The sequence below is a fragment of the Streptomyces sp. NPDC020845 genome (assembly GCF_044334165.1).
Classification (GTDB): Bacteria; Actinomycetota; Actinomycetes; order Streptomycetales; family Streptomycetaceae; genus Streptomyces.
Genome location: NZ_JBIRSJ010000002.1, coordinates 1 through 21,417, shown reverse-complemented (window position 1 = coordinate 21,417; position 21,417 = coordinate 1). Strand labels below are relative to the sequence as shown.

The 21,417-nt window shown below is 70.7% G+C and carries 23 protein-coding genes; 15 read left to right on the top strand and 8 right to left on the bottom strand.

Annotated elements, in window-relative coordinates; genetic code table 11:
• Positions 1-3: 3 nt before the first annotated feature.
• Both fabI and ACH4U7_RS04035 read left to right on the top strand, forming a co-directional pair.
• Entirely contained in the window at positions 4-774 is a 771-nt protein-coding gene (gene fabI, locus ACH4U7_RS04040; RefSeq protein WP_089511209.1) for an enoyl-ACP reductase FabI, read from the top strand.
• Positions 775-1,001: 227 nt separating this feature from the next.
• Positions 1,002-1,334 (top strand): hypothetical protein, encoded by a 333-nt coding sequence (locus ACH4U7_RS04035; protein WP_014180751.1) that lies wholly within the window; start codon positions 1,002-1,004, stop codon positions 1,332-1,334.
• A gap of 21 nt (positions 1,335-1,355) precedes the next feature.
• Here the strand turns inward: ACH4U7_RS04035 and ACH4U7_RS04030 are convergent, their stop codons facing one another.
• Positions 1,356-2,054 carry a FadR/GntR family transcriptional regulator gene (locus ACH4U7_RS04030; RefSeq protein ID WP_398526475.1) on the bottom strand — a complete coding sequence of 233 codons (699 nt, stop codon included), beginning with the start codon at positions 2,052-2,054 and terminating at the stop codon, positions 1,356-1,358.
• Between the two features lie 115 nt (positions 2,055-2,169).
• Between ACH4U7_RS04030 and ACH4U7_RS04025 the strand changes: the two genes are divergently transcribed.
• From ACH4U7_RS04025 to ACH4U7_RS04010, 4 genes are all read left to right on the top strand, one after another.
• Positions 2,170-3,450 carry a CynX/NimT family MFS transporter gene (locus tag ACH4U7_RS04025; RefSeq protein ID WP_398526474.1) on the top strand — a complete coding sequence of 427 codons (1,281 nt, stop codon included), beginning with the start codon at positions 2,170-2,172 and terminating at the stop codon, positions 3,448-3,450.
• Between the two features lie 85 nt (positions 3,451-3,535).
• Positions 3,536-3,652: an SGM_5486 family transporter-associated protein gene (locus ACH4U7_RS04020; RefSeq protein ID WP_014180754.1), complete on the top strand. Its 117-nt coding sequence runs from the start codon at positions 3,536-3,538 to the stop codon at positions 3,650-3,652.
• A gap of 210 nt (positions 3,653-3,862) precedes the next feature.
• Positions 3,863-4,072: a hypothetical protein gene (locus ACH4U7_RS04015; protein ID WP_398526473.1), complete on the top strand. Its 210-nt coding sequence runs from the start codon at positions 3,863-3,865 to the stop codon at positions 4,070-4,072.
• Positions 4,073-4,202: 130 nt separating this feature from the next.
• Positions 4,203-4,721: a SixA phosphatase family protein gene (locus ACH4U7_RS04010; protein WP_385615532.1), complete on the top strand. Its 519-nt coding sequence runs from the start codon at positions 4,203-4,205 to the stop codon at positions 4,719-4,721.
• Between the two features lie 100 nt (positions 4,722-4,821).
• Here the strand turns inward: ACH4U7_RS04010 and serB are convergent, their stop codons facing one another.
• Both serB and ACH4U7_RS04000 read right to left on the bottom strand, forming a co-directional pair.
• Positions 4,822-6,069 carry a phosphoserine phosphatase SerB gene (gene serB, locus ACH4U7_RS04005; protein ID WP_398526472.1) on the bottom strand — a complete coding sequence of 416 codons (1,248 nt, stop codon included), beginning with the start codon at positions 6,067-6,069 and terminating at the stop codon, positions 4,822-4,824.
• A 78-nt stretch (positions 6,070-6,147) separates the two neighbouring features.
• Positions 6,148-7,626, bottom strand: coding sequence for a streptophobe family protein (locus ACH4U7_RS04000; protein ID WP_398526471.1), 1,479 nt, complete (start codon positions 7,624-7,626; stop codon positions 6,148-6,150).
• 223 nt (positions 7,627-7,849) lie between these two features.
• On the opposite strand from ACH4U7_RS04000, the gene ACH4U7_RS03995 reads away from it, so the two are divergent.
• A complete protein-coding gene (locus tag ACH4U7_RS03995) occupies positions 7,850-10,549 on the top strand; it encodes an FHA domain-containing protein (RefSeq protein ID WP_398526470.1) in 2,700 nt (899 codons plus the stop codon).
• A gap of 98 nt (positions 10,550-10,647) precedes the next feature.
• Here the strand turns inward: ACH4U7_RS03995 and ACH4U7_RS03990 are convergent, their stop codons facing one another.
• Positions 10,648-11,439, bottom strand: a complete 792-nt coding sequence (locus ACH4U7_RS03990; protein WP_398526469.1) for a transglycosylase SLT domain-containing protein — start codon at positions 11,437-11,439, stop codon at positions 10,648-10,650.
• Between the two features lie 447 nt (positions 11,440-11,886).
• On the opposite strand from ACH4U7_RS03990, the gene ACH4U7_RS03985 reads away from it, so the two are divergent.
• The 3 genes from ACH4U7_RS03985 to ACH4U7_RS03975 all read left to right on the top strand — a co-directional run bounded on the left by ACH4U7_RS03985 (position 11,887) and on the right by ACH4U7_RS03975 (position 14,120).
• On the top strand, positions 11,887-13,044 hold the full coding sequence (locus ACH4U7_RS03985; RefSeq protein ID WP_398526468.1) for a GAF domain-containing sensor histidine kinase: 1,158 nt from the start codon (positions 11,887-11,889) through the stop codon (positions 13,042-13,044).
• Positions 13,037-13,687: a response regulator gene (locus tag ACH4U7_RS03980; RefSeq protein ID WP_398526467.1), complete on the top strand. Its 651-nt coding sequence runs from the start codon at positions 13,037-13,039 to the stop codon at positions 13,685-13,687. Before ACH4U7_RS03985 ends, ACH4U7_RS03980 begins: the two co-directional genes overlap by 8 nt.
• Before the next feature lie 190 nt (positions 13,688-13,877).
• On the top strand, positions 13,878-14,120 hold the full coding sequence (locus ACH4U7_RS03975) for a chaplin (protein ID WP_398526466.1): 243 nt from the start codon (positions 13,878-13,880) through the stop codon (positions 14,118-14,120).
• A 98-nt stretch (positions 14,121-14,218) separates the two neighbouring features.
• Here the strand turns inward: ACH4U7_RS03975 and ACH4U7_RS03970 are convergent, their stop codons facing one another.
• On the bottom strand, positions 14,219-15,022 hold the full coding sequence (locus ACH4U7_RS03970; protein ID WP_398526465.1) for a hypothetical protein: 804 nt from the start codon (positions 15,020-15,022) through the stop codon (positions 14,219-14,221).
• A gap of 110 nt (positions 15,023-15,132) precedes the next feature.
• On the opposite strand from ACH4U7_RS03970, the gene ACH4U7_RS03965 reads away from it, so the two are divergent.
• The 3 genes from ACH4U7_RS03965 to ACH4U7_RS03955 all read left to right on the top strand — a co-directional run bounded on the left by ACH4U7_RS03965 (position 15,133) and on the right by ACH4U7_RS03955 (position 17,667).
• A complete protein-coding gene (locus ACH4U7_RS03965) occupies positions 15,133-15,924 on the top strand; it encodes an ABC transporter ATP-binding protein (RefSeq protein WP_398526464.1) in 792 nt (263 codons plus the stop codon).
• Positions 15,925-16,053: 129 nt separating this feature from the next.
• Positions 16,054-16,479 carry an NfeD family protein gene (locus ACH4U7_RS03960; RefSeq protein ID WP_385631784.1) on the top strand — a complete coding sequence of 142 codons (426 nt, stop codon included), beginning with the start codon at positions 16,054-16,056 and terminating at the stop codon, positions 16,477-16,479.
• Between the two features lie 231 nt (positions 16,480-16,710).
• Positions 16,711-17,667 carry an SPFH domain-containing protein gene (locus ACH4U7_RS03955; protein ID WP_089511194.1) on the top strand — a complete coding sequence of 319 codons (957 nt, stop codon included), beginning with the start codon at positions 16,711-16,713 and terminating at the stop codon, positions 17,665-17,667.
• Between the two features lie 113 nt (positions 17,668-17,780).
• Here the strand turns inward: ACH4U7_RS03955 and ACH4U7_RS03950 are convergent, their stop codons facing one another.
• Together ACH4U7_RS03950 and ACH4U7_RS03945 are read right to left on the bottom strand one after the other, a co-directional pair.
• Positions 17,781-18,284, bottom strand: a complete 504-nt coding sequence (locus ACH4U7_RS03950) for an HNH endonuclease (RefSeq protein ID WP_014180769.1) — start codon at positions 18,282-18,284, stop codon at positions 17,781-17,783.
• Between the two features lie 173 nt (positions 18,285-18,457).
• Positions 18,458-18,997, bottom strand: a complete 540-nt coding sequence (locus ACH4U7_RS03945; protein ID WP_398526463.1) for a YbhB/YbcL family Raf kinase inhibitor-like protein — start codon at positions 18,995-18,997, stop codon at positions 18,458-18,460.
• An 84-nt stretch (positions 18,998-19,081) separates the two neighbouring features.
• Between ACH4U7_RS03945 and ACH4U7_RS03940 the strand changes: the two genes are divergently transcribed.
• Positions 19,082-19,420 (top strand): barstar family protein, encoded by a 339-nt coding sequence (locus tag ACH4U7_RS03940; protein WP_398526462.1) that lies wholly within the window; start codon positions 19,082-19,084, stop codon positions 19,418-19,420.
• A gap of 81 nt (positions 19,421-19,501) precedes the next feature.
• Here ACH4U7_RS03940 and ACH4U7_RS03935 read toward each other — a convergent pair whose 3' ends face one another.
• Positions 19,502-20,284 carry a sporulation protein gene (locus ACH4U7_RS03935; protein ID WP_398526461.1) on the bottom strand — a complete coding sequence of 261 codons (783 nt, stop codon included), beginning with the start codon at positions 20,282-20,284 and terminating at the stop codon, positions 19,502-19,504.
• Positions 20,285-20,453: 169 nt separating this feature from the next.
• On the opposite strand from ACH4U7_RS03935, the gene ACH4U7_RS03930 reads away from it, so the two are divergent.
• Positions 20,454-21,116, top strand: a complete 663-nt coding sequence (locus tag ACH4U7_RS03930; protein ID WP_398526460.1) for a DNA-3-methyladenine glycosylase — start codon at positions 20,454-20,456, stop codon at positions 21,114-21,116.
• Positions 21,117-21,417: the final 301 nt, after the last annotated feature.

The window sequence follows — 21,417 nt, the reverse complement described above, 5'->3', positions numbered from 1 at the left end:
GTCATGAGTGGAATTCTCGCCGGTAAGCGCATCCTGGTCACGGGCGTCCTCACCGAGGCGTCCATCGCCTTCCACGCCGCCAAGCTCGCCCAGGACGAGGGCGCCGAGGTCATCCTCACCGGCTTCGGCCGGGTCTCCCTCGTCGAGCGGATCGCCAAGCGGCTGCCCAAGCCCGCGCCGGTCATCGAGCTGGATGTGCAGAACCAGGAGGACCTGGACGGCCTGGCCGACAAGGTGCGCGAGCACCTTGGCGAGGGTGTCGACCTGGACGGCGTGGTGCACTCCATCGCCTTCGGCCCGCAGGGCGCGTTCAACTTCCTGGAGGGCTCCTGGGAGGACGTGTCCACCGCCGTGCATGTCTCGGCGTACTCGCTCAAGGCGCTGACCATGGCCTGCCTGCCGGTCATGCCGCGGGGCGGCTCGATCGTCGGCCTGACCTTCGACGCCCAGTTCGCCTGGCCGAAGTACGACTGGATGGGTGTGGCCAAGGCGGCGCTGGAGTCCACCAACCGCTACCTCGCCCGGGACCTGGGCGCGAAGAACATCCGCTGCAACCTGGTCTCCGCGGGCCCCATCAAGTCCATGGCCGCGAAGTCCATCCCGGGCTTCGAGGAGCTGGCGACCGTGTGGGACAACCGCGCGCCCATCGGCTGGGACCTGAGCGACCCGGAGCCGGCCGGCCGTGGTGTCGTCGCCCTGCTGTCGGACTGGTTCCCGCGCACCACGGGTGAGATCGTGCACGTCGACGGCGGGGTGCACATGATGGGCGCCTGAGCCCGTCCGTACGCACGCGTCGCCTTCTTGGGCCCGCCGCCCCGGCCCCCGCCGCCCCGGCCCCCGCCGCCCCGGTTCCCGCGCTCCGCGGGGGCCGGGGCGGCGGCCGTTCGCCCGTTCGGACCAGTGCGCCGAGCGCACCGCGCGGTGTCACCCGCACTGTGGAGTGAGTATCGGGTGCGGCGGCTTGAGGCGCGGCGGTTCAGCACGGTCGAGGAGGTCCTGCCATGCGTACGTCCCGTTGCGTCGCGGCCGCAGTACTGGTGGCGGCCGTGGTCGGCTTTATCGCCGTCGCGTCGAACGCCTCGAACTCGGCCGCCCAGGAGCGCCCCCGGCCGCGCGAGGCGGCCTGCAGCACCTGGGTGCGCGGCTCGCACGCCACGGCCAGCTGCTTCAACCCGAACCCGGACGTGGACCGGGTCCAGCTGCACGTCGAGTGCGCGCGCTGGTGGGACCCGGATATGGACGGGCGCTCCGTCGAGGTCGGCCCGGCCCAGCACGTACGGCTCGCGGACCGCTGCTGGAAGGAGATACGGAAGGCCTGGGTGAGCCACCGCTGAGCGGTCAGCCGGCCGTTACGGTCAGTTGGCCGTTCCTGTGCCGCCCGAACGGTTCGCGTACCGGCAGCTGAAGGGGTGTGTGCTCGCCTCCGCCGCCGCCCGCTCCCCGTTCCGCGCCCGGATCGCCTCCACCAGCCGCGCATGGTCCACATACGTCTCGGGCCGCAGTCCGCCCTTGACGTCCCCGTGCAGAAACTGCCGCACCACCCCGCCCAGATCGGCGTACAGCTCCTCCAGTACGTCATTGTGCGAGGCCGCGACCACGGCCATGTGCAGCGTCGCGTCCGCCTCGACGAAGGTCTCGGTGTCCCCGGAGGCCCAGGCCCGCTCGCGCCGGTCCAGTAGCGCGTCGATCTGCTTGAGGTCCTGCTCGGTACGGCGCTCCGCGGCCAGCCAGGCCGCCTTCGTCTCCAGAGCGCTGCGCAACTCGGCGACGTGCAGCGGGTCGGCGTCCGCGAAGCGGCGGTGCATCACCCCGGCCAGCTCGCTGGTCGCCAGCACATACGTGCCCGAACCCTGGCGGATGTCCAGCAGGCCGTTGTGCGCGAGCGCGCGCACCGCCTCGCGCACGGTGTTACGGGCCACCCCCAGCTGCTCGACCAGCTCGGGCTCGGTGGGGATCCGGGATCCCACCGGCCACTCGCCTGAGGTGATCTGGGCGCGCAGCTGGGCGATCACCTGGTCGGCGAGCGCGGAGCGCCGGGGCGAGGTCAGCGGCATGACTCTCCTGTGCCTGGGGCGGGGATGCGGGTGCCTCCATGATGCCGTCCGGCCGTCACCGGGCGGCTGCAAACTACTGGACAGCCATTCATCCCATCATTCTATGATGATGTCCATGGCTGACCAGGATCTCGCGACTCCCGACACCGCCGCCCCGATACGGCAGCGAAGCGCTCCGGAGCCCGCAGCTCCCCGGTGGCGGCGCCGCCTTGTCGTCCTCGGCCTGGTCCTCGCCGCGGTCAACCTCCGCCCCACCGTCACCAGCCTCGGCCCGCTCCTCGAAGAGGCGCGGGCCGACCTGGGCATGAGCGGCACCGTCGCCGGGCTGCTCACCTCGATGCCCGCGGCCTGTTTCGCCCTCTTCGGCATCGCCGCGCCCCGGCTGGCCCGCCGCTGGGGGCCGGGCGCCGTCGTCTGCGTGGGGCTCGTCGCCATCACCGTGGGCCTGGCCGTACGCCCCCTGATGGGCGGGACCGCCGGTTTCCTCGCCGCCAGCGCCCTCGCGTTCGCCGGGATCGCCGTGGGCAACGTCCTCATGCCGGTGATCGTCAAGCGCTGGTTCCCCGACCGGGTGGGGCCCATGACCGGTGCGTACTCGATGGCCTTGTCGCTGGGCTCGGCCGTCGCGGCCGCCGTCACGGTCCCCATGACCGACGCACTGGGCGGCGGCTGGCGGGGCGGGCTCGGGGCGTGGGCGGTGCTCGCGGGCGTCGCCGTGCTGCCCTGGCTGGCGCTCGCCCGCGACCGTACGGGCCAGGCCGCGGCCACGGCTCCCGCTTCGGCCTCCGCCCCCGACTCCGCCGCTGCTCCTGCCCGTACCAGGATCACCAGGAGCCCCACCGCCTGGGCCCTTGCCGTCTTCTTCGGCCTCCAGGCCACCGGCGCCTACATCACCATGGGCTGGATGTCCCAGGTCTTCCGCGACGCCGGGGTCTCCGCCTCCACTTCCGGGCTGCTGCTCGCGGTCACCATGGTGATGGGCGTACCGCTGGCCTTCGTCCTGCCGTCCGTGGCGGCCAGGCTGCGCACCCAGGGCCCGCTGGTGGCGATCCTGGGGGCATTCGGGCTCAGCGCGTACATCGGGCTGTGGCTCGCCCCGGCCGGGGGCGCCTGGGTGTGGGCGGTGCTGCTCGGCATCTCGAACTGCTCCTTCCCGCTCGCCCTGACCATGATCGGCATGCGGGCCAGGACCCCGGCCGGCGTGGTGCGGCTGTCCGCCTTCGCCCAGAGCACCGGCTATCTGCTGTCCATACCCGGGCCGCTGCTGGTCGGCGCGCTCTACCAGCACACCGGCGGCTGGGACCTGCCCATCGCGCTGATGGCCGGGCTGATGCTGCCGCAGATCGCCGCCGGTCTGCTGGCGGGGCGCGACCGCGCCGTCGAGGACGAGATCTGAGACGAGATCTGAGCGAGCTCGGCCGACCTTCGCGAACCAGCGGGGCGGTGCCGGGGCGGCGGCGGGGCGGTGGGACACTGGGGCCATGCCAGTGCTCGATGAAAACCCGCCGAACGGCCAGAAGAAGCTGCTCATCATCCTGGGTGTGATGCTGGGCATCACCGTGATCATCGGCGTGGTCGCGACCATCGCCTCACCCTGAGACCCCGAGGCGTACGCGCCCTGAGAGTGGGGCTGTCCCCACCATCCCTTAGGGGGCCAGGGTCAGGGGTAACTGGGTGGTTCACCGGATGGGACCGGCCCCCGGCGGTCCGTAGATTCGAGGTGTCGGAAAGCGAAGGCGGGGGCTGGAGGCGCGGCGCCCGTCGTCGGCCGCTCGTCACCCACCCCTCGCGCCCCGGAGGCGATCCCCATGTCCGCGCATACCCACCCCCGGCCCGCCGACCCTGCCGGGCGCCGTCCGGACAGTCGGCTGCCGTGGTGGGCTCTGGCGCTCCCGGCTCTGGCCTTCGCCGCCCTGCTGCTGCTCGTGGGCTCCCCCGATGCGCACGCCGCCAACGACTCCGGGACGCTCTCGCAGGTCTTCGGGCTGGTACGGGGCGCCCTCACGCATCAGCCGTGACACCTCGCCACCGTGGTGGCCATTCGCTCCGGCTTCCCTCACCTGAGGCCCCCCGTCCTTACTCATCTGAGGACGAGGTCCGCTCCAACACCCTGCGCCGGGCACCCGTTTTCATGCGAAGCTGGGACACATGAGCGTCGATGTGCCTCGCAGGATCGTCCTTCTCCGACACGCCAAGGCCGACTGGCCCCAGGTATCCGACCACGAACGGCCGCTCGCGGAGCGCGGCCGCCAAGACGCCCCGCTCGCCGGACGCCGGCTCGTCGAGGCCGGGATCACCCCCGAGCTCACCCTCTGCTCGACGGCCGTCCGCACCCGGGAGACCTGGAAGCTCGTGGTGCACGAGCTGCCGCAGCGGCCGAAGACCGTCTACGAGGAGCGGCTGTACGAGGCCTCGCTCGGTGAGCTGCTCGCCCTGCTCAACGAGACGCCCGACGATGTGAGCGAGCTGCTGGTGGTCGGCCACAACCCTGGGATGCACGCCCTGGCGGACGCGCTCGCGGGCGAGGCCGAGGAGGGCACGCGGGAGCGTATGGCCCGGAGCGGATTTCCGACCTCCGCCCTCGCGGTGGTGACCTTCAGCGGCTCGTGGAAGTCGGTGGAGCACGGCGTCGGTCGCCTCAGCGACTTCTGGGCGCCCCACGAGTGATCATGACCCGTCGGGCCCGGACGGCCTCGCCGTCCGGGCCCGCACTCATACGGTGACGCCTTCGCTCAGCCGTCTCAGCCGTCTCAGCCGTCTCGCCGTCTCAGCCCTCGGCGGTGTCCGCCGCGGTGTCCGCCGCCTCCACCTCTTCGCGGGTGATCCCGAGCAGATACAGCACGGTGTCCAGGAACGGCACATTCACCGCGGTGTGCGCGGCCTCCCGCACCACCGGCTTGGCGTTGAAGGCGACACCGAGCCCGGCCGCGTTGAGCATGTCCAGGTCGTTGGCCCCGTCCCCGATCGCGACGGTCTGCATCAGCGGCACCCCGGCCTCGGCCGCGAAGCGCCGCAGCAGCCGCGCCTTGCCCGCGCGGTCCACGACATCTCCGACCACGCGCCCGGTGAGCTTGCCGTCCACCACCTCCAGGGTGTTGGCGGAGGCGAAGTCGAGCCCCAGCCGCTCCTTGAGGTCGTCGGTCACCTGCGTAAAGCCGCCGGAGACCACGCCCACCTGGTAGCCGAGCCGCTTGAGGGTGCGGATCAGCGTCCGGGCGCCGGGCGTGAGCCGCACCTCGGCGCGCACCTTCTCCACCACGGACTCGTCGATCCCCGCCAGCAGCGCGACCCGCGCGTGCAGCGACTGCTCGAAGTCCAGCTCGCCGCGCATCGCGCGGGCCGTGACCTCGGCGACCTCCGCCTCGCACCCCGCGTGCGCCGCGAAGAGCTCGATCACCTCGTCCTGGATGAGCGTGGAGTCCACGTCCATGACCACCAGGCGCTGCGCCCGGCGCTGGAGACCCGACGCCACCACGGCCACGTCCACGCCGATCCCGGCGGCCTCGGTGACCAGAGCGGTGCGCAACGCGCCCGTCTCGGCGCCGGACACCTCGAACTCCACGGCCGTCACCGGATACTTCGCGAGCCGGAAGATCCGGTCGATGTTGCCACCGCTGCCGGTGATGCTGGCCGCGATGCGCGCCGTCGACTCGGCGGACAGCGGATGGCCCAGCACGGTGACATGGGACCGGCCCGTGCCACGGGGGCGGTTGTCGCCCCGGCCGGAGATGATCTCGGCCTGCATCCGCATCGACTCGGCCCAGCCGTGGACGGTCGCCCGCAGATCGCCTTCCTTGGTCCAGCCGCCCGTGGGGGAGCTCACCAGCACGCACAGCACGATGCGGCCTCGGGTGACCACCTGCTCTATGTCGACTATGTTCACGCCGTAGGCGGCGAGGGTGTCGCAGAGGCCGGCGGTGATGCCGGGGCGGTCCTTGCCGAAGATCTTGACGAGGAGGGTCGGGACATCGTCGTCGGGGACGGCGGTGGCAGGGGGAATCTGCGATGTGCTCATGGTCTTCCCACCGTATCCGGCCACTCGGGGCGATCGCGCGGCAGTCCGCGCTACGGACGGCTGTGCGGTGCAAAACGTTCATTTCGTCGTAGCCGGGCCGTCATGCGGCGTTGAGTCGCCGTGCGGGGTTGAGTCGAACGCGAAGCGGGACGCCCGACCGCCCGCGGCCCCGGTCGCCCACGCCGCCAGCGCCCCGGCGGCGCCCGCCGCCGCGCCCCACCCGGCGCCCAGCGCCCATGCCACCGCCCCGCCGCCGTGCAGCTCGATCCCGGCGCCGAAGGCGTCGAAGCCCAGTACGGACAGGCTCGCCCCGGCCGACACCTCGGTCAGCCGGCACAGCAGCGGCAGCGCGACCGCCGTGACGATGCCCAGTCGCAGCGCGCACTGCCCCACAAAGCCCGCCCGCCCCGCCTGCCCCGCCTGCCCGGACCGCCTCGCCTGCCCGGACCGCCCGGACCGGCCGATGGGCGTACGGACCGCGGTCAGCACCCCGGCGGCCAGGATCATCAGCACACAGCCGACCGTCAGCAGCCACACCCGGCCGTCCAACTCCGCGAGGCGCGCGACCGTGATCGGCTCGTTGTGCTCGTTGACCAGCAGATCGTCGAGCGGATCGGGCAGCACCCGCACCAGCGCCCCGCTCGCCCCGCCGTGCCAGGGCACGAACAGCCCCAGCGGCACCCCGAGCCACACCCCGTTCGGCGCGCCGAGCAGCGCAGCCCCGAGGACCAGACGGGGGTGGTCGTCGCCGATCGCCGCGTACAGCGCCGCCGCGAGCCCCGCCCCGACCGCCAGCACCAGCACCCCGCACAGCGCGGAGGCGGCCGGCCGGACGGTGCGGTGCGCCGCCTCCAGGCCGTGCGGCACCGGTGCGCGGCGGGCCACGAGCAGCGCGATGAGCAGCACCACGACGACCCAGACCGCGCCGCCCAGCACGGAACGCCCCGCCTCGACGGTGAACCCGACCGCCGCCTTGGCGTCGATGAGCCGCTGGATCCGGTCCGGCAGCAGCCCGCTGCCGATGTCCGCGATATCGCCGAGCTCGCCGGGGAGTTTTTCGAGCAGCCCGCCCTGCTCCTGCTTCGATTTGCCCGCCACGCCGAGCGTCGAGGCGTCGATTGTGACGGTATCGTTGCCGACCCATGTGAGCCCGGCGAGCACCAGCAGGAAGAGCAGGACCACCGCGCCTGCCCGGGTGGCCAGTTCGGCCCCGTCGATCACCGCCCCCGCCCCGCGCAGCGACCGTACGAACAGCCGGCCCAGCAGCAGCGCGCCCACCAGACTGATGCCCAGTGGCGCGATATCGACGGCCGAATGGGCCTGGGCACCGGTCAGCCCGAACGCCTTCACATCCCCCGACGGGGTGACCGAGCCGCCGACCGCGAGCACCATCGCGGCCGCCGTCATGGGGCCGAGCGCGCCCGCGCTGTCCGCGCCGACCAGATGCAGCCCGAGCGCGGCAACGCCCGCCATGGCCAGGAAGGCCCAGCTCACGGCCGCCACCGTCGAGAGCAACACCTCTCCCGGGCGCACCCGTCCGCTGCCGCTCGCGCTCATGGCGCCGGTCCCCCCGATCGGTAGGAGTTGCCCGGATGGTCCATGATCTGCCCCATCCATGGGCGCTTACCACTTTCCGGGGGCCTTTCGGGCGAGTCAACGCCGCCTGCGCGCGGTGTTGTCAATGCCCGACTTCCGGTTGAGCGACTGAGCCTGAAATAGTTCCTCACGATGTTCGCCATCCCTAGACTCCCCGTACAGGGGGTCCATCGGGGGACAAGTAGTGGGGCGTGGAGTGCCGGAACTCGTACTGGAATTGAACGGACAGACCTGGACACTTGATCCATCCAGGTCATACAGCCTTGGACGCGATCCGCAGGGCGACATGGTGCTGGACGACGCCAGAGTGTCCTGGCGCCACGCCACCGTGCGCTGGGGTGGGCGCAGTTGGGTCATCGAGGACCACGGCAGCACCAACGGCACTTATGTGCAGGGCCAGCGCGTCCAGCAGATGGAGATCGGCCCAGGTTCGACCGTCCATCTTGGCAACGCGACGGACGGCCCCCGGCTGATCCTCTCCGCGGGCGGAGCGGCCGGAGCGGGCGCAGCCGGAGCACCCGGGGTCGCCGCGGGCGCCTACAGCGCACCGTCGGCGATGGGTGCGCCGCAGGCCCCGCACCAGCAGCCCCCGTATCAGCAGCCCGGCGCCCCCGCCTGGCCCCAGGCCGGACAGCAGCCGCAGCCCCCCCACCCCCAGGGCTGGCCACAGCCGCAGGGCGGGCCGCAGCAGATGCCCCAGCAGCAGCCCTTCGTGCCACAGCAGCCGGCTCCGCAGCAGCAGGCTCCGCAACACCAGGTCCCGCAACACCAGGTCCCGCAGCAGCAGGCCCCACAGGCGCACGCCCCGCAGCAGAACCCGGCGCAGAAGGTTCCCGGTGCCGGCCCCGGCGCCGGGGCACCGCAGGCCCACGGCGGCGACCGCAGCCCGACCACCTTCCACCAGCTGGCCGTCGGCCGGGTGATGCGTATCGGTCGTGCGCTTGAGAACGAGCTGGTCGTCTCCGACCTGCAGGTCTCCCGCCACCACGCGGAGTTCCGCGCGCTGCCCGACGGCCGGTTCGAGATCCGGGACCTCGGCAGCCACAACGGCACGTACGTCAACGGCCAGCCGGTCCGCCAGCAGATCATCGGCCCGAGCGACATCGTCGGCGTCGGCCACTCCACCTTCCGGCTCGTCGGCGACCGCCTCGAGGAGTTCGTCGACACCGGTGCGGTGTCCTTCTCGGCCCGCCATCTGACGGTGACGGTCGACGGCGGCAAGCAGATCCTCAAGGACGTCTCCTTCGGCGTCCCCGAGAAGTCCCTCGTCGCGGTCATCGGCCCCTCGGGCTCCGGTAAGTCCACGCTGCTCAAGGCGCTGACCGGCTACCGCCCGGCCAACCAGGGCGATGTCCTCTACGACAACCGGAACCTCTACAAGCAGTTCGCCGAGCTGCGCCAGCGCATCGGCCTGGTCCCGCAGGACGACATCCTCCACAAGGAGCTGTCCGTCCGGAAGGCGCTGCGCTACGCCGCCAAGCTCCGGTTCCCGGGCGACACCGCCGAGGCCGAGCGCGAGGCCCGGATCGGCGAGGTGCTGCGCGAGCTCAAGCTGGACATACACGCCGACAAGAAGGTCACCTCCCTCTCCGGCGGCCAGCGCAAGCGCGTCTCCGTCGCGCTGGAACTGCTCACCAAGCCGTCGCTGATCTTCCTGGACGAGCCGACCTCCGGCCTCGACCCGGGCATGGACCGCGATGTGATGCAGCTGCTGCGCGGCCTGGCCGACGACGGCCGCACCGTGCTGGTGGTCACCCACTCGGTGGCCGAGCTGGCGATCTGCGACAAGCTGCTGGTCATGGCCCCGGGTGGCTCGGTCGCCTACTTCGGCCCGCCGGAGGAGGCGCTCAACTTCTTCGGGTACGAGACCTGGGCGGATGTCTTCTCCGCCTTCGAGAACTACCGCGACTACGACTGGGCGGGCCGCTGGCGCGGTTCGCAGCACTACCAGATGTACGCCGCGGACCTCGACGCCGTCGCGCCGCAGTCCGTACACGTCCAGCCGCCCCCGGCGCGGATGCAGAAGCCGCAGAGCTGGGGCTCCCAGCTGTGGACCCTGATGCGCCGCTATGTCTCGGTGATCGCCTCGGACAAGGGCTTCATGGGTCTGATGGTGATCCTGCCCGCCGTCCTCGGCGCGGTGAGCATCGTCATCCCGTCGGACTTCGGCCTCACCAAGGCGCCCAAGGGCCAGTTCAACCAGGACGCGGGCACGATCACACTGATCCTCGTGGTCGGCATGTGCTTCTCCGGCGCGGCCAACTCCGTACGAGAACTGATCAAGGAGCGGGTGATCTACGAACGGGAACGGGCGGTCGGCCTGTCCCGCTCGGCCTATCTGATGTCGAAGGTGATCGTGCTCGGCGTGATCACCGCCTTCCAGGCCGTGATCATCTGCGCCATCGGCTTCTCGACCCGCGAGCTGCCGGAGGAGGGCGTGATCATGCCCCCGGCCGCCGAGCTGTGCATCTCGATCATCGCGATCGGCTTCACCTCGATGATGGTCGGCCTGGTGATCTCCTCGCTGGTGAAGACCGCCGAGAAGACCATGCCGCTGCTGGTCATGTTCGCCATCGTCCAGGTCGTCTTCACCGGCATCCTGTTCAAGATCTACGGATCGCCGGGCATCGAGCAGTTCGCCTATCTGATGCCGTCCCGCTGGGCGGTCGGCGCGGCCGGAGCGACCCTGGACCTCGGCCCCGGCCCCGGCCACACGATGGCGCCCTGGGACCGCAAGAAGCCCAATGACACCGACCCGCTGTGGGAGCACGCCACATCGCAGTGGGGCATCGACATCCTGGTGCTGGTCGCGCTCGGCGTCATCTGCGCCTTCGTGGTCGCCCGGCTGCTGCGGCGCCATGAGCCGGAGGTCATGCGCAAGTAACGGGACTCTTTGCGCCGCAACACCGAAGGGCGGCGGCACCCTCCCTGTGCGGGGGGTGCCGCCGCCCTTCGGCGTCAGGCGATGTACGGCTTAACGGCTTAGTAGGGGCCGTTGACGTTGTCCATCGAGCCGTACCGGTGCCACGCGTAGTTGCACGCGGCGGTGATGTTGGCGACCGGGTCGTAGATGTCCCAGGAAGTGCCCTCGACGTGGTAGGCCTTGAAGGTCGGGTCTATGACCTGGAGCAGGCCCTTGGAGGGAATGCCGTTCTGCGCGTTGATGTCCCACAGGTTGATGGCGCGCGGGTTACCGCTCGACTCCCGCATGAGGTTCCGGTAGATCCCGTTGTAGCTGCCCGGGATGCCCTTCTCCTTCATGATGGCGAGCGATTCCTTGATCCAGCCGTCCAGGTTGTTCGCGTAGACCGGCTTACGCGCCGCGGCCCGGCTCGCGGCCTCCTTGGCGGCCCGCTCCTTGTCCGCCTTCTCCTTGGCGGCCTTCTCCTCGGCCGCCTTCTTGGCGGCGGCCTCCTCGGCGGCCTTCTTCTTCGCGGCTTCCTCGGCGGCCCGCTTCTTGGCGGCCTCCTCGGCGGCCTTCTGCTTCGCCGCCTCCTCGGCCGCCTTCTTCTTCGCGGCCTCCTCCTTCGCCTGCTGCGTGGCGAGCTCGGACTGGTGGACAAGGCTCTCGTGCTGGGCCTCGTGGTCGACGACCTGTTTGCTCCAAGCGACGGGCTTGGCGGGCAGTTCCTTGGTGGCGGTCGTGTGGCCTTCGGACTGGCCCGGGACGACTGCGAAGGCGAGGGCGGCGGCGCCCGCGGCGGCGATGCCTGCGGCGGAGAACTTGTGCGTCTTGGTCAAGCGGCTGTAACCGGGAATGCGGGGGACGGGCATGGCGGACTTAACCTCTTCCAATCGCTCGAGTCGCAGGCCAAATCGGCGCTTGGGAGCACCGTGTTCTGATCTACGGCGCCGTGCGACTGGGAAATTCTTAGCGCCCGCAAAATGTTGTGGCAAAGGTGTGACATACGACCCTGCTTAGTGGACACCTGGTCCGCTCCCGCCTGCGCGAGCGGCCGTATTCCCCGCTCACGACTGCTTTAAAACGTCCACTAACCGTGGTCGTACGTGATTCAGGTCCTGTGTCAGGGGTCACAACGTCGAGACTTCCGTATCGCGTGATGTGCCTGAGCAAATACATACTGTGGTCGCCATTCCGGATCATCGCGACGCGCCGCTGCAAAGCGAATTCCTCCCTCCTCGGGACTAGGACTTAGGTCCCGAGGAGTGCCGCCGACCGGCCGATATGCCCGAGTCGCGCCCGCCGGTACGGTGTCCGTCATGACAAAGGGACGCGGGGCCGGGGCCGGGGCGGGCCTGGCCAATGTGAGTGGTGCGCTTCTCGCCATGAGCAGACACCTGGAAGTCCGCGATGTCCTAAAGACGATCGTTGTGTCCGCCCGTGAGGTGCTTGATGCGGAGTATGCGGCGCTGGGGGTTCCGGATGACCATGGGGGCTTCGCCCAGTTCGTAGTAGATGGGGTCAGTGAGGAGCAGTGGAAGGCCATCGGCCCGCTGCCCCGCCAGCACGGAATCCTGGCCGCGATGCTGCACGACGCCACCCCGCAGCGGCTGGCCGATGTCCGCCTCGATCCGCGTTTTGAGGGCTGGCCCGACGCACACCCCGAAATGTCCGACTTTATCGGGCTTCCCATTGCCGACGGCGACGAAGTGCTCGGTGCGCTCTTCCTCGCCAACAAACGCTGCCCCAAGCCGAGCGGAAGCTGCGGATTCACCTCCGAGGACGAGGAACTGCTGGCCATCCTCGCCCAGCACGCCGCGATCGCCCTCACCAACGCCCGGCTCTACGAGCGCAGCCGCGAGCTCACCATCGCCGGAGAGCGCGCCCGGCTCGCCCATGAGCTGCACGACGCCGTCTCCCAGAAGCTGTTCTCCCTGCGGCTCACCGCCCAGGCCGCCACCGCGCTCGTGGACCGCGACCCCGCCCGGGCCAAGGGCGAGCTGCAGCAGATAGCCGCCCTCGCCGCCGAGGCGGCCGACGAGCTGCGCTCCGCCGTTGTCGAGCTGCGCCCGGCCGCCCTCGACGAGGACGGCCTCGTCGCCACCCTGCGCACCCAGATACGGGTCCTCGACCGTGCCCACACCGCCCGCGTCACCTTCGCCGCCCGCGGCGTCCGCGCGCTGCCGGCGGCCCAGGAGGAGGCCCTGCTGCGGGTGGCCCAGGAAGGCCTGCACAACGCCCTGCGCCACGCGAACGCCGACCGGGTGGAGGTCACCCTGGCCCGCCACGGCCAGGGCGCGCTGCTGCGCGTCACCGACGACGGCGCGGGCTTCGACCCCTCGGCCGTCCGCCGGGCGGGGCGACACCTCGGCCTGGTCTCGATGCGCGACCGGGCCAGCGGCGTGGGTGGCCGTCTGACCGTGGAGTCGGCGCCCGGAAAGGGCACCGTGATCGAAATGGAGGTGCCCGGTGGCTGAGCCGGCCCGTGGGATCCGGGTGTTGCTCGTGGACGACCACCAGGTGGTGCGGCGCGGGCTCCGGACGTTCCTGGAAGTGCAGGACGACATCGAGGTGGTGGGGGAGGCGGCCGACGGCGAGGAGGGCGTGGCCCGCGCCGAGGAGCTGCGGCCCGACGTCATCCTGATGGATGTGAAGATGCCCGGCACCGACGGCGTCGAGGCGCTGCGCCGGCTGCGCGGCCTCGACAACCCGGCCCGGGTGCTGGTCGTCACCAGCTTCACCGAGCAGCGCACCGTCGTCCCCGCCCTGCGCGCGGGCGCGGCGGGATATGTCTACAAGGACGTGGACCCCGACGCCCTCGCGGGCGCCATCAGGTCCGTACACGCCGGGCATGTGCTGCTCCAGCCCGAGGTGGCCCTGGCGCTGCTCTCACAGGAGGAGACGGGCGGCGGCCAGGGGCGGGGCGGTTCGCTCACCGAGCGGGAGCGCGAGGTGCTGGCGCTGATCGCGGACGGCCGGTCCAACCGGGAGATCGCCCGCGCGCTGGTCCTGTCCGAAAAGACCGTGAAGACCCATGTGTCCAACATTCTGATGAAGCTGGACCTCGCCGACCGGACACAGGCGGCGCTGTGGGCCGTACGCCATGGGATCGGGGCCTAGGTGAGGTGAATTGCCTGGATTGTCGCACTAAGCGGCGATCTGTTGGTGATACGGAAGTGCCGTCGGTCGAGCCGAGATTCATACGGTCGGGTGTATGTCACCCGGACAGCGCAACCCGGTCCGCCCCGCGCCGTTTTCCAGGGCGGCTGCGGCGGCCTGCCGCAGTGTTGCGCTAGAAGGGTCTTACCAAGTGAAGAACATCAAGAAGTTCGCGGCCGTCACCATCGCGGTGGGCGGCCTCGCCCTCGCGGGTGCCGGTGCTGCCTCCGCCCACGGCCCCCAGGCTCAGGGCCAGGCCGTGAACTCCCCGGGTGTCGTCGCCGGAAACGAGGCCCAGGTGCCCGTGTTCGTCCCGGTCAACGCCTGCGGCAACGCCGTCCGTGTCATCGGGGCGCTGAACCAGACCTTCGGCACCCCCTGCGGCAACCGCTGAGCATCCCCCCTCGCATCACCCACCACCCCGGCGGCCCGGCCGCCGGGGTGGTGTGACGAGAGGCCCCGGGAGACGGGAAGCCCTTGTGCCGGCAGGTCTCAGAACCCGCCCCGCTCCAGCTCCTCCACATACGCGTTGTACGCCGCCACCTGCGCCCGCCGCGCCGTACGCTCCACCGGCCGCAGCGCCTCCGCCCGCGCCGCGATCTCCGACGCGCTCACCGCCGCGCCGTGCTCCCCGGCGCCCGCGCCCGCCCTGTGTGCGATCTCGATCAGCGCGCCCACCCGCTGCGCCAGCTCCAACACCCGCAGCGCCCGCGGCGGATAGCCCGGGGCGAGCACTTCGCGCCCCCGCCCCGCCCGCGCCCGATACGCCTCCAGGGCCGCCTGCGCGGCCGGCCCCGCCCCGGCGACATTCAGCCGCGACAGCACCTCGGTGGCCTCCCGCAGCGCCTCCGCCAGCTCCCGCTCGGCCTCGCCCAGCGACGGCACATCGGCCGGCGGCGCCTCCCGCACCGGCAGAGAGCGCCACACCACCTCGCTGTGCACATCGCCCTCGGGCCCCGCCTGGAACACCTCAGGCACCAGGCCCAGGGCCACCCCCGTCACGATCACCGCCTCGCCCGCGTCCAGCGCCCGCGCGTTGAACTCGGGCGGGCCGCTCAGCCCCAGCGGATGGCCCGCTATGGGCAGCGCCACCCGCAGCCCCTTGGCCCCGAGCGCCCGCAGCCGCCCGAGCGCGAGCGTCAGCCCGACCGGGGCGGTCTCCCCGGGCATATCGGCCACACGGTGCGAAGCGTCGTCGGCCGCGATGCGATGCGCGGCGTCGTCCGGAGAGACAAGTCCGGCAAGAAGGGCATTTCCCCAGGCTGCAAGGCGCCCTGAGCGCGGTTCATCGAGCATGGCCCCAGCCTAAGGACTGGCGCTGACAATACGTGGCGTAGGTTTTCCCCTGGGGGCGGCGCCTACAGGCGCACGCGATACTCGATTCTGCAATGGGAGACAACGCGCTCATGAGCGATGTTCTGGAGCTGGTGGACGTATCCGTGGTCCGCGATGGTCGGGCTCTGGTGGACGAGGTCTCCTGGTCGATCAAAGAGGGAGAGCGCTGGGTGATCCTCGGGCCCAACGGCGCCGGCAAGACCACCCTGCTCAACGTGGCCTCCAGCTATCTCTTCCCGAGCACCGGGACCGTCCGGATCCTCGGCGACAAGCTCGGCGCGGTCGACGTCTTCGAACTGCGCCCCCGCATCGGCATGGCCGGTATCGCCATGGCCGACAAGCTCCCCCGCCGCCAGACCGTGCTCGAGACCGTGCTCACCGCCGCGTACGGCATGACCGCCCACTGGCACGAGGACTACGAAGCCGTCGACGAGCAGCGCGCCCGTGCCTTCCTGGACCGCCTGGGCATGACCGACCACCTGGAGCGGAAGTTCGGCACCCTCTCCGAGGGCGAGCGCAAGCGCACCCTCATCGCCCGGGCCATGATGACCGACCCCGAGCTGCTGCTCCTCGACGAGCCCGCGGCCGGCCTGGACCTCGGCGGCCGCGAGGACCTCGTACGGCGCCTGGGCCGGCTCGCCCGCGACCCGCTCGCCCCCTCGATGATCATGGTGACCCACCATGTGGAGGAGATCGCCCCCGGCTTCACCCACGTCCTGATGATCCGCCAGGGCAAGGTGCTGGCGGCCGGCCCGGTCGAGACCGAGCTGACCTCCCGCAACCTCTCCCACTGCTTCGGACTCCCGCTGGTCGTGGAGCGCAACGGCGACCGCTGGACCGCCCAGGGCCTGCCGCTGAGCTAATACCCCTGACACCCCTGACACCCCTGACATCCCTGACATCCCGGACACCCTTGCCCCGAGGCCCGGGTGCCACCCGGGGGGTGATCCGCGCTCTGTTCCCGGACACGCCCCGAGAACTACCATGACCTTGTGGATCCTTGGGTGTGGTGGCTGATCGCCGCCGTAGGGCTGGGCATTCCGCTCGTGCTGACCGCGATGCCGGAATTCGGCATGGTCGCCGTCGGCGCTGTCGCCGCCGCGATCACCGACGCGCTCGGCGGCGGCGCCGTGTTCCAGGTCGTGGTCTTCTCCGCGGTCTCCGTCGCGCTGGTCGCCGTCGTCCGGCCGATGGCGGTGCGCAGCCGCACCCAGCGGCCCGGGCTGGCCAGCGGGGTGGAGGCACTGAAGGGCCGCCAGGCCGTCGTCCTCGAGCGGGTGGACGAGAGCGGCGGCGGACGCATCAAACTCGCGGGCGAGGTGTGGTCGGCCCGCGCCCTCGACCCCGACCAGGCCTATGAACCGGGCCAGCAGGTCGATGTCGTGGACATCGACGGCGCCACGGCTGTGGTCATGTGAACCACCGAGGTCATGTGAACCACCGAGCCGTCATACGGGGATACGAGCCGGATACCAGCCCCAGGCCGCACGGCTGCCAACTGGCCCTCAGATCTGACAGACTCGACTCGAGATCGACATCGCTATCGAGATCATCGAGACCAACGAGATCATCGACATCGCCATCGAGATCGACGACCAGACCTGATCATCCCGATCAACCAGAAGCATGAAGGGCACGGGGAAGCCGCTGTGGAACCGATCATCATCGTCCTGATCATCCTGGTGGTGCTCGTCTTCGTCGCACTCATCAAGACGATCCAGGTCATCCCGCAGGCGAGCGCCGCCATCGTCGAGCGCTTCGGCCGCTACACCCGCACCCTCAACGCGGGCCTCAACATCGTCGTGCCGTTCATCGACTCGATCCGCAACCGCGTCGACCTGCGTGAGCAGGTCGTGCCGTTCCCGCCGCAGCCGGTGATCACCCAGGACAACCTGGTGGTGAACATCGACACCGTCATCTACTACCAGGTGACCGACGCCCGCGCCGCCACCTACGAGGTCGCCAGCTACATCCAGGCGATCGAGCAGCTGACCGTCACCACCCTGCGGAACATCATCGGCGGCATGGACCTGGAGCGCACCCTGACCTCCCGCGAGGAGATCAACGCGGCGCTGCGCGGCGTGCTCGACGAGGCCACCGGCAAGTGGGGCATCCGCGTCAACCGCGTCGAGCTGAAGGCGATCGAGCCGCCGACCTCCATCCAGGACTCGATGGAGAAGCAGATGCGCGCCGACCGTGACAAGCGCGCCGCGATCCTCCAGGCCGAAGGTGTCCGGCAGTCCGAGATCCTGCGCGCCGAGGGCGAGAAGCAGTCCGCGATCCTGCGGGCCGAGGGTGAGTCCAGGGCGGCCGCGTTGCGCGCCGAGGGCGAGGCCCAGGCGATCCGCACGGTCTTCGAGTCCATCCACGCCGGAGACCCGGACCAGAAGCTGCTCTCGTACCAGTACCTCCAGATGCTGCCGAAGATCGCCGAGGGCGACGCCAACAAGCTCTGGATCGTGCCCAGCGAGATCGGCGACGCCCTCAAGGGACTCGGCGGGGCCATGGGCAACTTCGGCCCGATGACGGGTGGCAACGGTGGCGGCTCGGCAGCCGCCACCGGCAAGGAGGCCGCCCCGCGCCGGGAGCAGCCCAGGATCGACTGACACCGCGAGCAGATACGTACGAACCCCCCGCGCCGGCGAAAGGCGCGGGGGGTTCGTAGGTATCAGGGGCTGAGCAAGTCGGGTCCGGCCGCAGACGGTTCAGGGTCCAGGGCTCAGGCGGGCAGCGCCAGCCACTCCGGCAGGCCCTCGCGCTCCGCAACCCCCAGCGCCAGCAGCAGCGCATCCGAGGGCGTCGGCTCGAACGGCGCGTTCAGCAGCCGCATCCCGGCCTGCTCCGGAGTCCGGTCCGCCTTGCGGTGGTTGTCCTCCGCGCAGGAGGCCACCGTATTGAGCCAGGTGTCCCCGCCACCGTGCGACCGCGGCACCACGTGGTCCACGGTCGTCGCCCTGCGACCGCAGTAGGCGCACCGGTGTCGGTCCCGGACCAGCACTCCGCGCCGCGACCACGGAGCGCGTCTTCGGAACGGCACGCGTACGTACCGGCACAGCCGGATCACCAGGGGCACGGGCAGATCGACGTCCGCGGCGCGCACCCGCAGCCCGGGGTGGGCGTGTTCGATGACGGCCTTGTTCTGCAGGACCAGCACCACCGCACGGCGCAGCGACACCGCCGACAGCGGCTCGAAGCTCGCGTTCAGAACCAATGTCTCGCGCATCCCGACCACCTCCGCATCCGGCCAATCCCGGCCCGCGCGGACGGGCGGGCCGGGATACATCTTTGGCCGGGAGCGAGGCCGAGGACAACGCAATTTAGGCCCGGTAAAAGGCCTGTACGCGCCTGTACGCACCGCACACCGGGTGGGTCGGGGCTGCGGGCGGGACGGTGGTGTCAGCCGGTGGCCGGGTTCTCGTACTCGCCGATCAGCTGGGCGCGCGCCAGCGTGTGGAAGCGCAGATTGAAGCCGACGACCGCGGGCGAGGCGTCGGCGTCCGGGCCAAGCTTCTCCGCGTCCACCGCGTAGACGGTGAACACATAACGGTGCGAACCGTCCCCGGGCGGCGGCGCGGCTCCGCCGAAGTCGCGCGAGCCGTAGTCGTTCCGGGCGTGCACCACGCCCTCAGGCAACCCCTTGAAGCCACCGCTGCCCGCACCGGCCGGCAACTCGGTCACATCCGCCGGGATGTCGAACAACACCCAGTGCCAGAACCCGCTGCCCGTCGGCGCGTCCGGGTCGTAGCAGGTGACGGCGAAGCTCTTCGTCTCCGCGGGAAAGCCCTCCCAGCGCAGCTGAGGCGAGATGTTCCCCTCGGCGTACACCTGGGCGGACTTGAGAGTGCCCCCGGGCTCGACGTCATCGCTCACCACGGTGAACGACGGCACCGGCGGATGGAAGTCGTGGGGGAGCGGGCGCCGGTTCTGCTCGGACACGTCGAAACCTCCTGCTGCTCGCGCTGGTCGTATCGGCGGCCAGCCTAACGAGACCGCAGCCGCGCGGGCTGACACCATGCCCCCATGACCGGACCGACGCCCACGCCCCCGCCCGGCCCCGGCCGGCACACCGCCACCCTGCGCCTGGACGGGGTGCGGGACAAGGCGGGCTTCCTCGACCGCTGCGCCCAGGACCTCGCCTTTCCCGCATGGTTCGGCCGCAACTGGGACGCGCTCGCCGACTGCCTGCGCGACCTGTCCTGGTGGGGCCGGCCGGAGGAGGGCTTCGTACTGCGCGTCCACGGCTGGGAGGCCTTCCGAACGGCCGCCCCCGAGGCCGCGGCCACGGCGGCCGAGGTGTTCGCCGAGGCCACCGGCCACTGGGCCGACCGCGGCACTCCGCTGACCGTGCGGTACGAGTGACAGCACGCGGGGCGTGCACCGAGGAAACACGGTGCACGCCCCGCGAAGAGCCGAAGCAGGCCAGGACCGGCCCAGCGGCGGTCAGAACCAGTTGCGCTTGCCGCCGACCTCGGCGAGCCACTGGTTCAAGTACGCGGCCCAGTCGGTGTCCTGGTAGGACCCGAGGTTGACCGTGAAGGCCCGGTACGAGTCGCCGCCCTCGGCGAACAGGCCCGGCTTCTTGTCCATCTCCAGGACGACGTCCATCTCGCGGTCGTCCGAGACAAAGCTCAGCTCGACCTGGTTGAGCCCGCGGTACTGCTGCGGCGCGTGGAACTCGATCTCCTGGTAGAAGGGCAGCCGCTGCCGCGTCCCGCGGATGTGGCCGCGCTCCAGGTCGGCGCTCTTGAACCGGAAGCCGAGCTGGCCGAAGGCGTCGAGAATGGCCTGCTGCGCGGGGATCGGGTGCACATTCACCGGGTCCAGGTCACCGGAGTCCACGGCGCGCGCGATCTGCAGCTCGGTCGTCACACCCACGTTCATCCCGGTGAGGTGCTGGCCCAGGAACATGGTGATGGGCGTCTCCCAGGGGATCTCAAGACCGAACTGCACCGCGTGCACCGCCCCGGGCTGCACCTCGAAGGCGCCGCCCAGCTGCTGCCGGGTGAACTCGACGTCCTGCTTGTACTCCTGGTCGTTGCCCTCCACCTCGACCCGCGCCTGCAGACCGACCGACAGCCCCTCGATCGCCTGCGCCACCGAGCCGCCCTGGATCCGGACCTCGCCCTGGACGATGCCGCCCGGAACGACGTTCTCCTCCGTCAGCACCGTCTCCACCGAAGCGCCACCGGCACCCAAACTCGCGAGCAGCTTCTTGAAGCCCATGTTCTCCCTCTCAAGGACGCGCCTGCGTCTCGTTCTGATCGCACGACGACCACTGTTGAACCCTAGGAACGCGGAACGGCGGGGAGCGGTTCCGTGTTGGCCCACCCTGTCAGCGGACCGGCTCCACTCCAACCACCCGTTGATATCGCTTGCACTACGCTCGGTCCGTGTGATCGCAACCCCCGACCGTACGCCGCTGACCCGCCGGTTCTTCGACCGACCCGTCCTGGAAGTGGCCCCGGATCTCCTGGGACGCACCCTCGTCCGCCGGACGCCGGACGGACCGGTCGAGCTGCGCCTGACGGAAGTGGAGGCGTACGCGGGCCTCGCCGACCCCGGATCACACGCCTACCGGGGCCGCACGGAGCGCAACGCGGTGATGTTCGGGCCCCCAGGTCATGCGTATGTCTACTTCACCTACGGCATGTGGCACTGCATGAATCTGGTGTGCGGCCCGGCGGGCTCGCCCAGCGGGGTGCTGCTGCGGGCGGGGGAGATCCTGAGCGGCCACGAGTGGGCCCATAAGCACCGTCCCAATGCCCGCAACGACCATGAACTGGCCAAGGGACCCGCGCGCCTCGCCACGGCCCTCGGCATCGACCGCCGACTGAACGGCATCGACGTCTGCGCCGGCCCGCAGTCCCCCATGGCGATACTCACCGGCGCCCCTGCCCCGGCCGAGCAGGTGCTCAGCGGCCCGCGTACGGGCGTCGGCGGCGAGGGCGCAACGCACCCGTACCGCTTCTGGATCGACAGCGACCCGACGGTGAGTCCGTACCGCGCACACACCCCCCGACGCCGGAAGTCCGACGCGCCGTCAGACGCAACTTGACTCTGGACACCCCGGCGCCTAACGTAGCCCGAGCCGCTTGAGACGGGCAGCGCTGTCGACACGACCACGGTCGGGCCGCAGCACCCCGATCCAAGGGCGGCAAACCACTACCGACGATTCCCGAACAGGGTCCATTTCTGCTGTGCAGAAATTCGACCCGAAGGCTCGATTAGGAGCCGGGCGGGAAATCAGCTAAAGTAGTGAACACACCGAAGGGAAGCGCCCGGAGAAACCGGTGAAACGGTTTCGAAGGAAGCGTCCGTTCCTTGAGAACTCAACAGCGTGCCAAAAGTCAACGCCA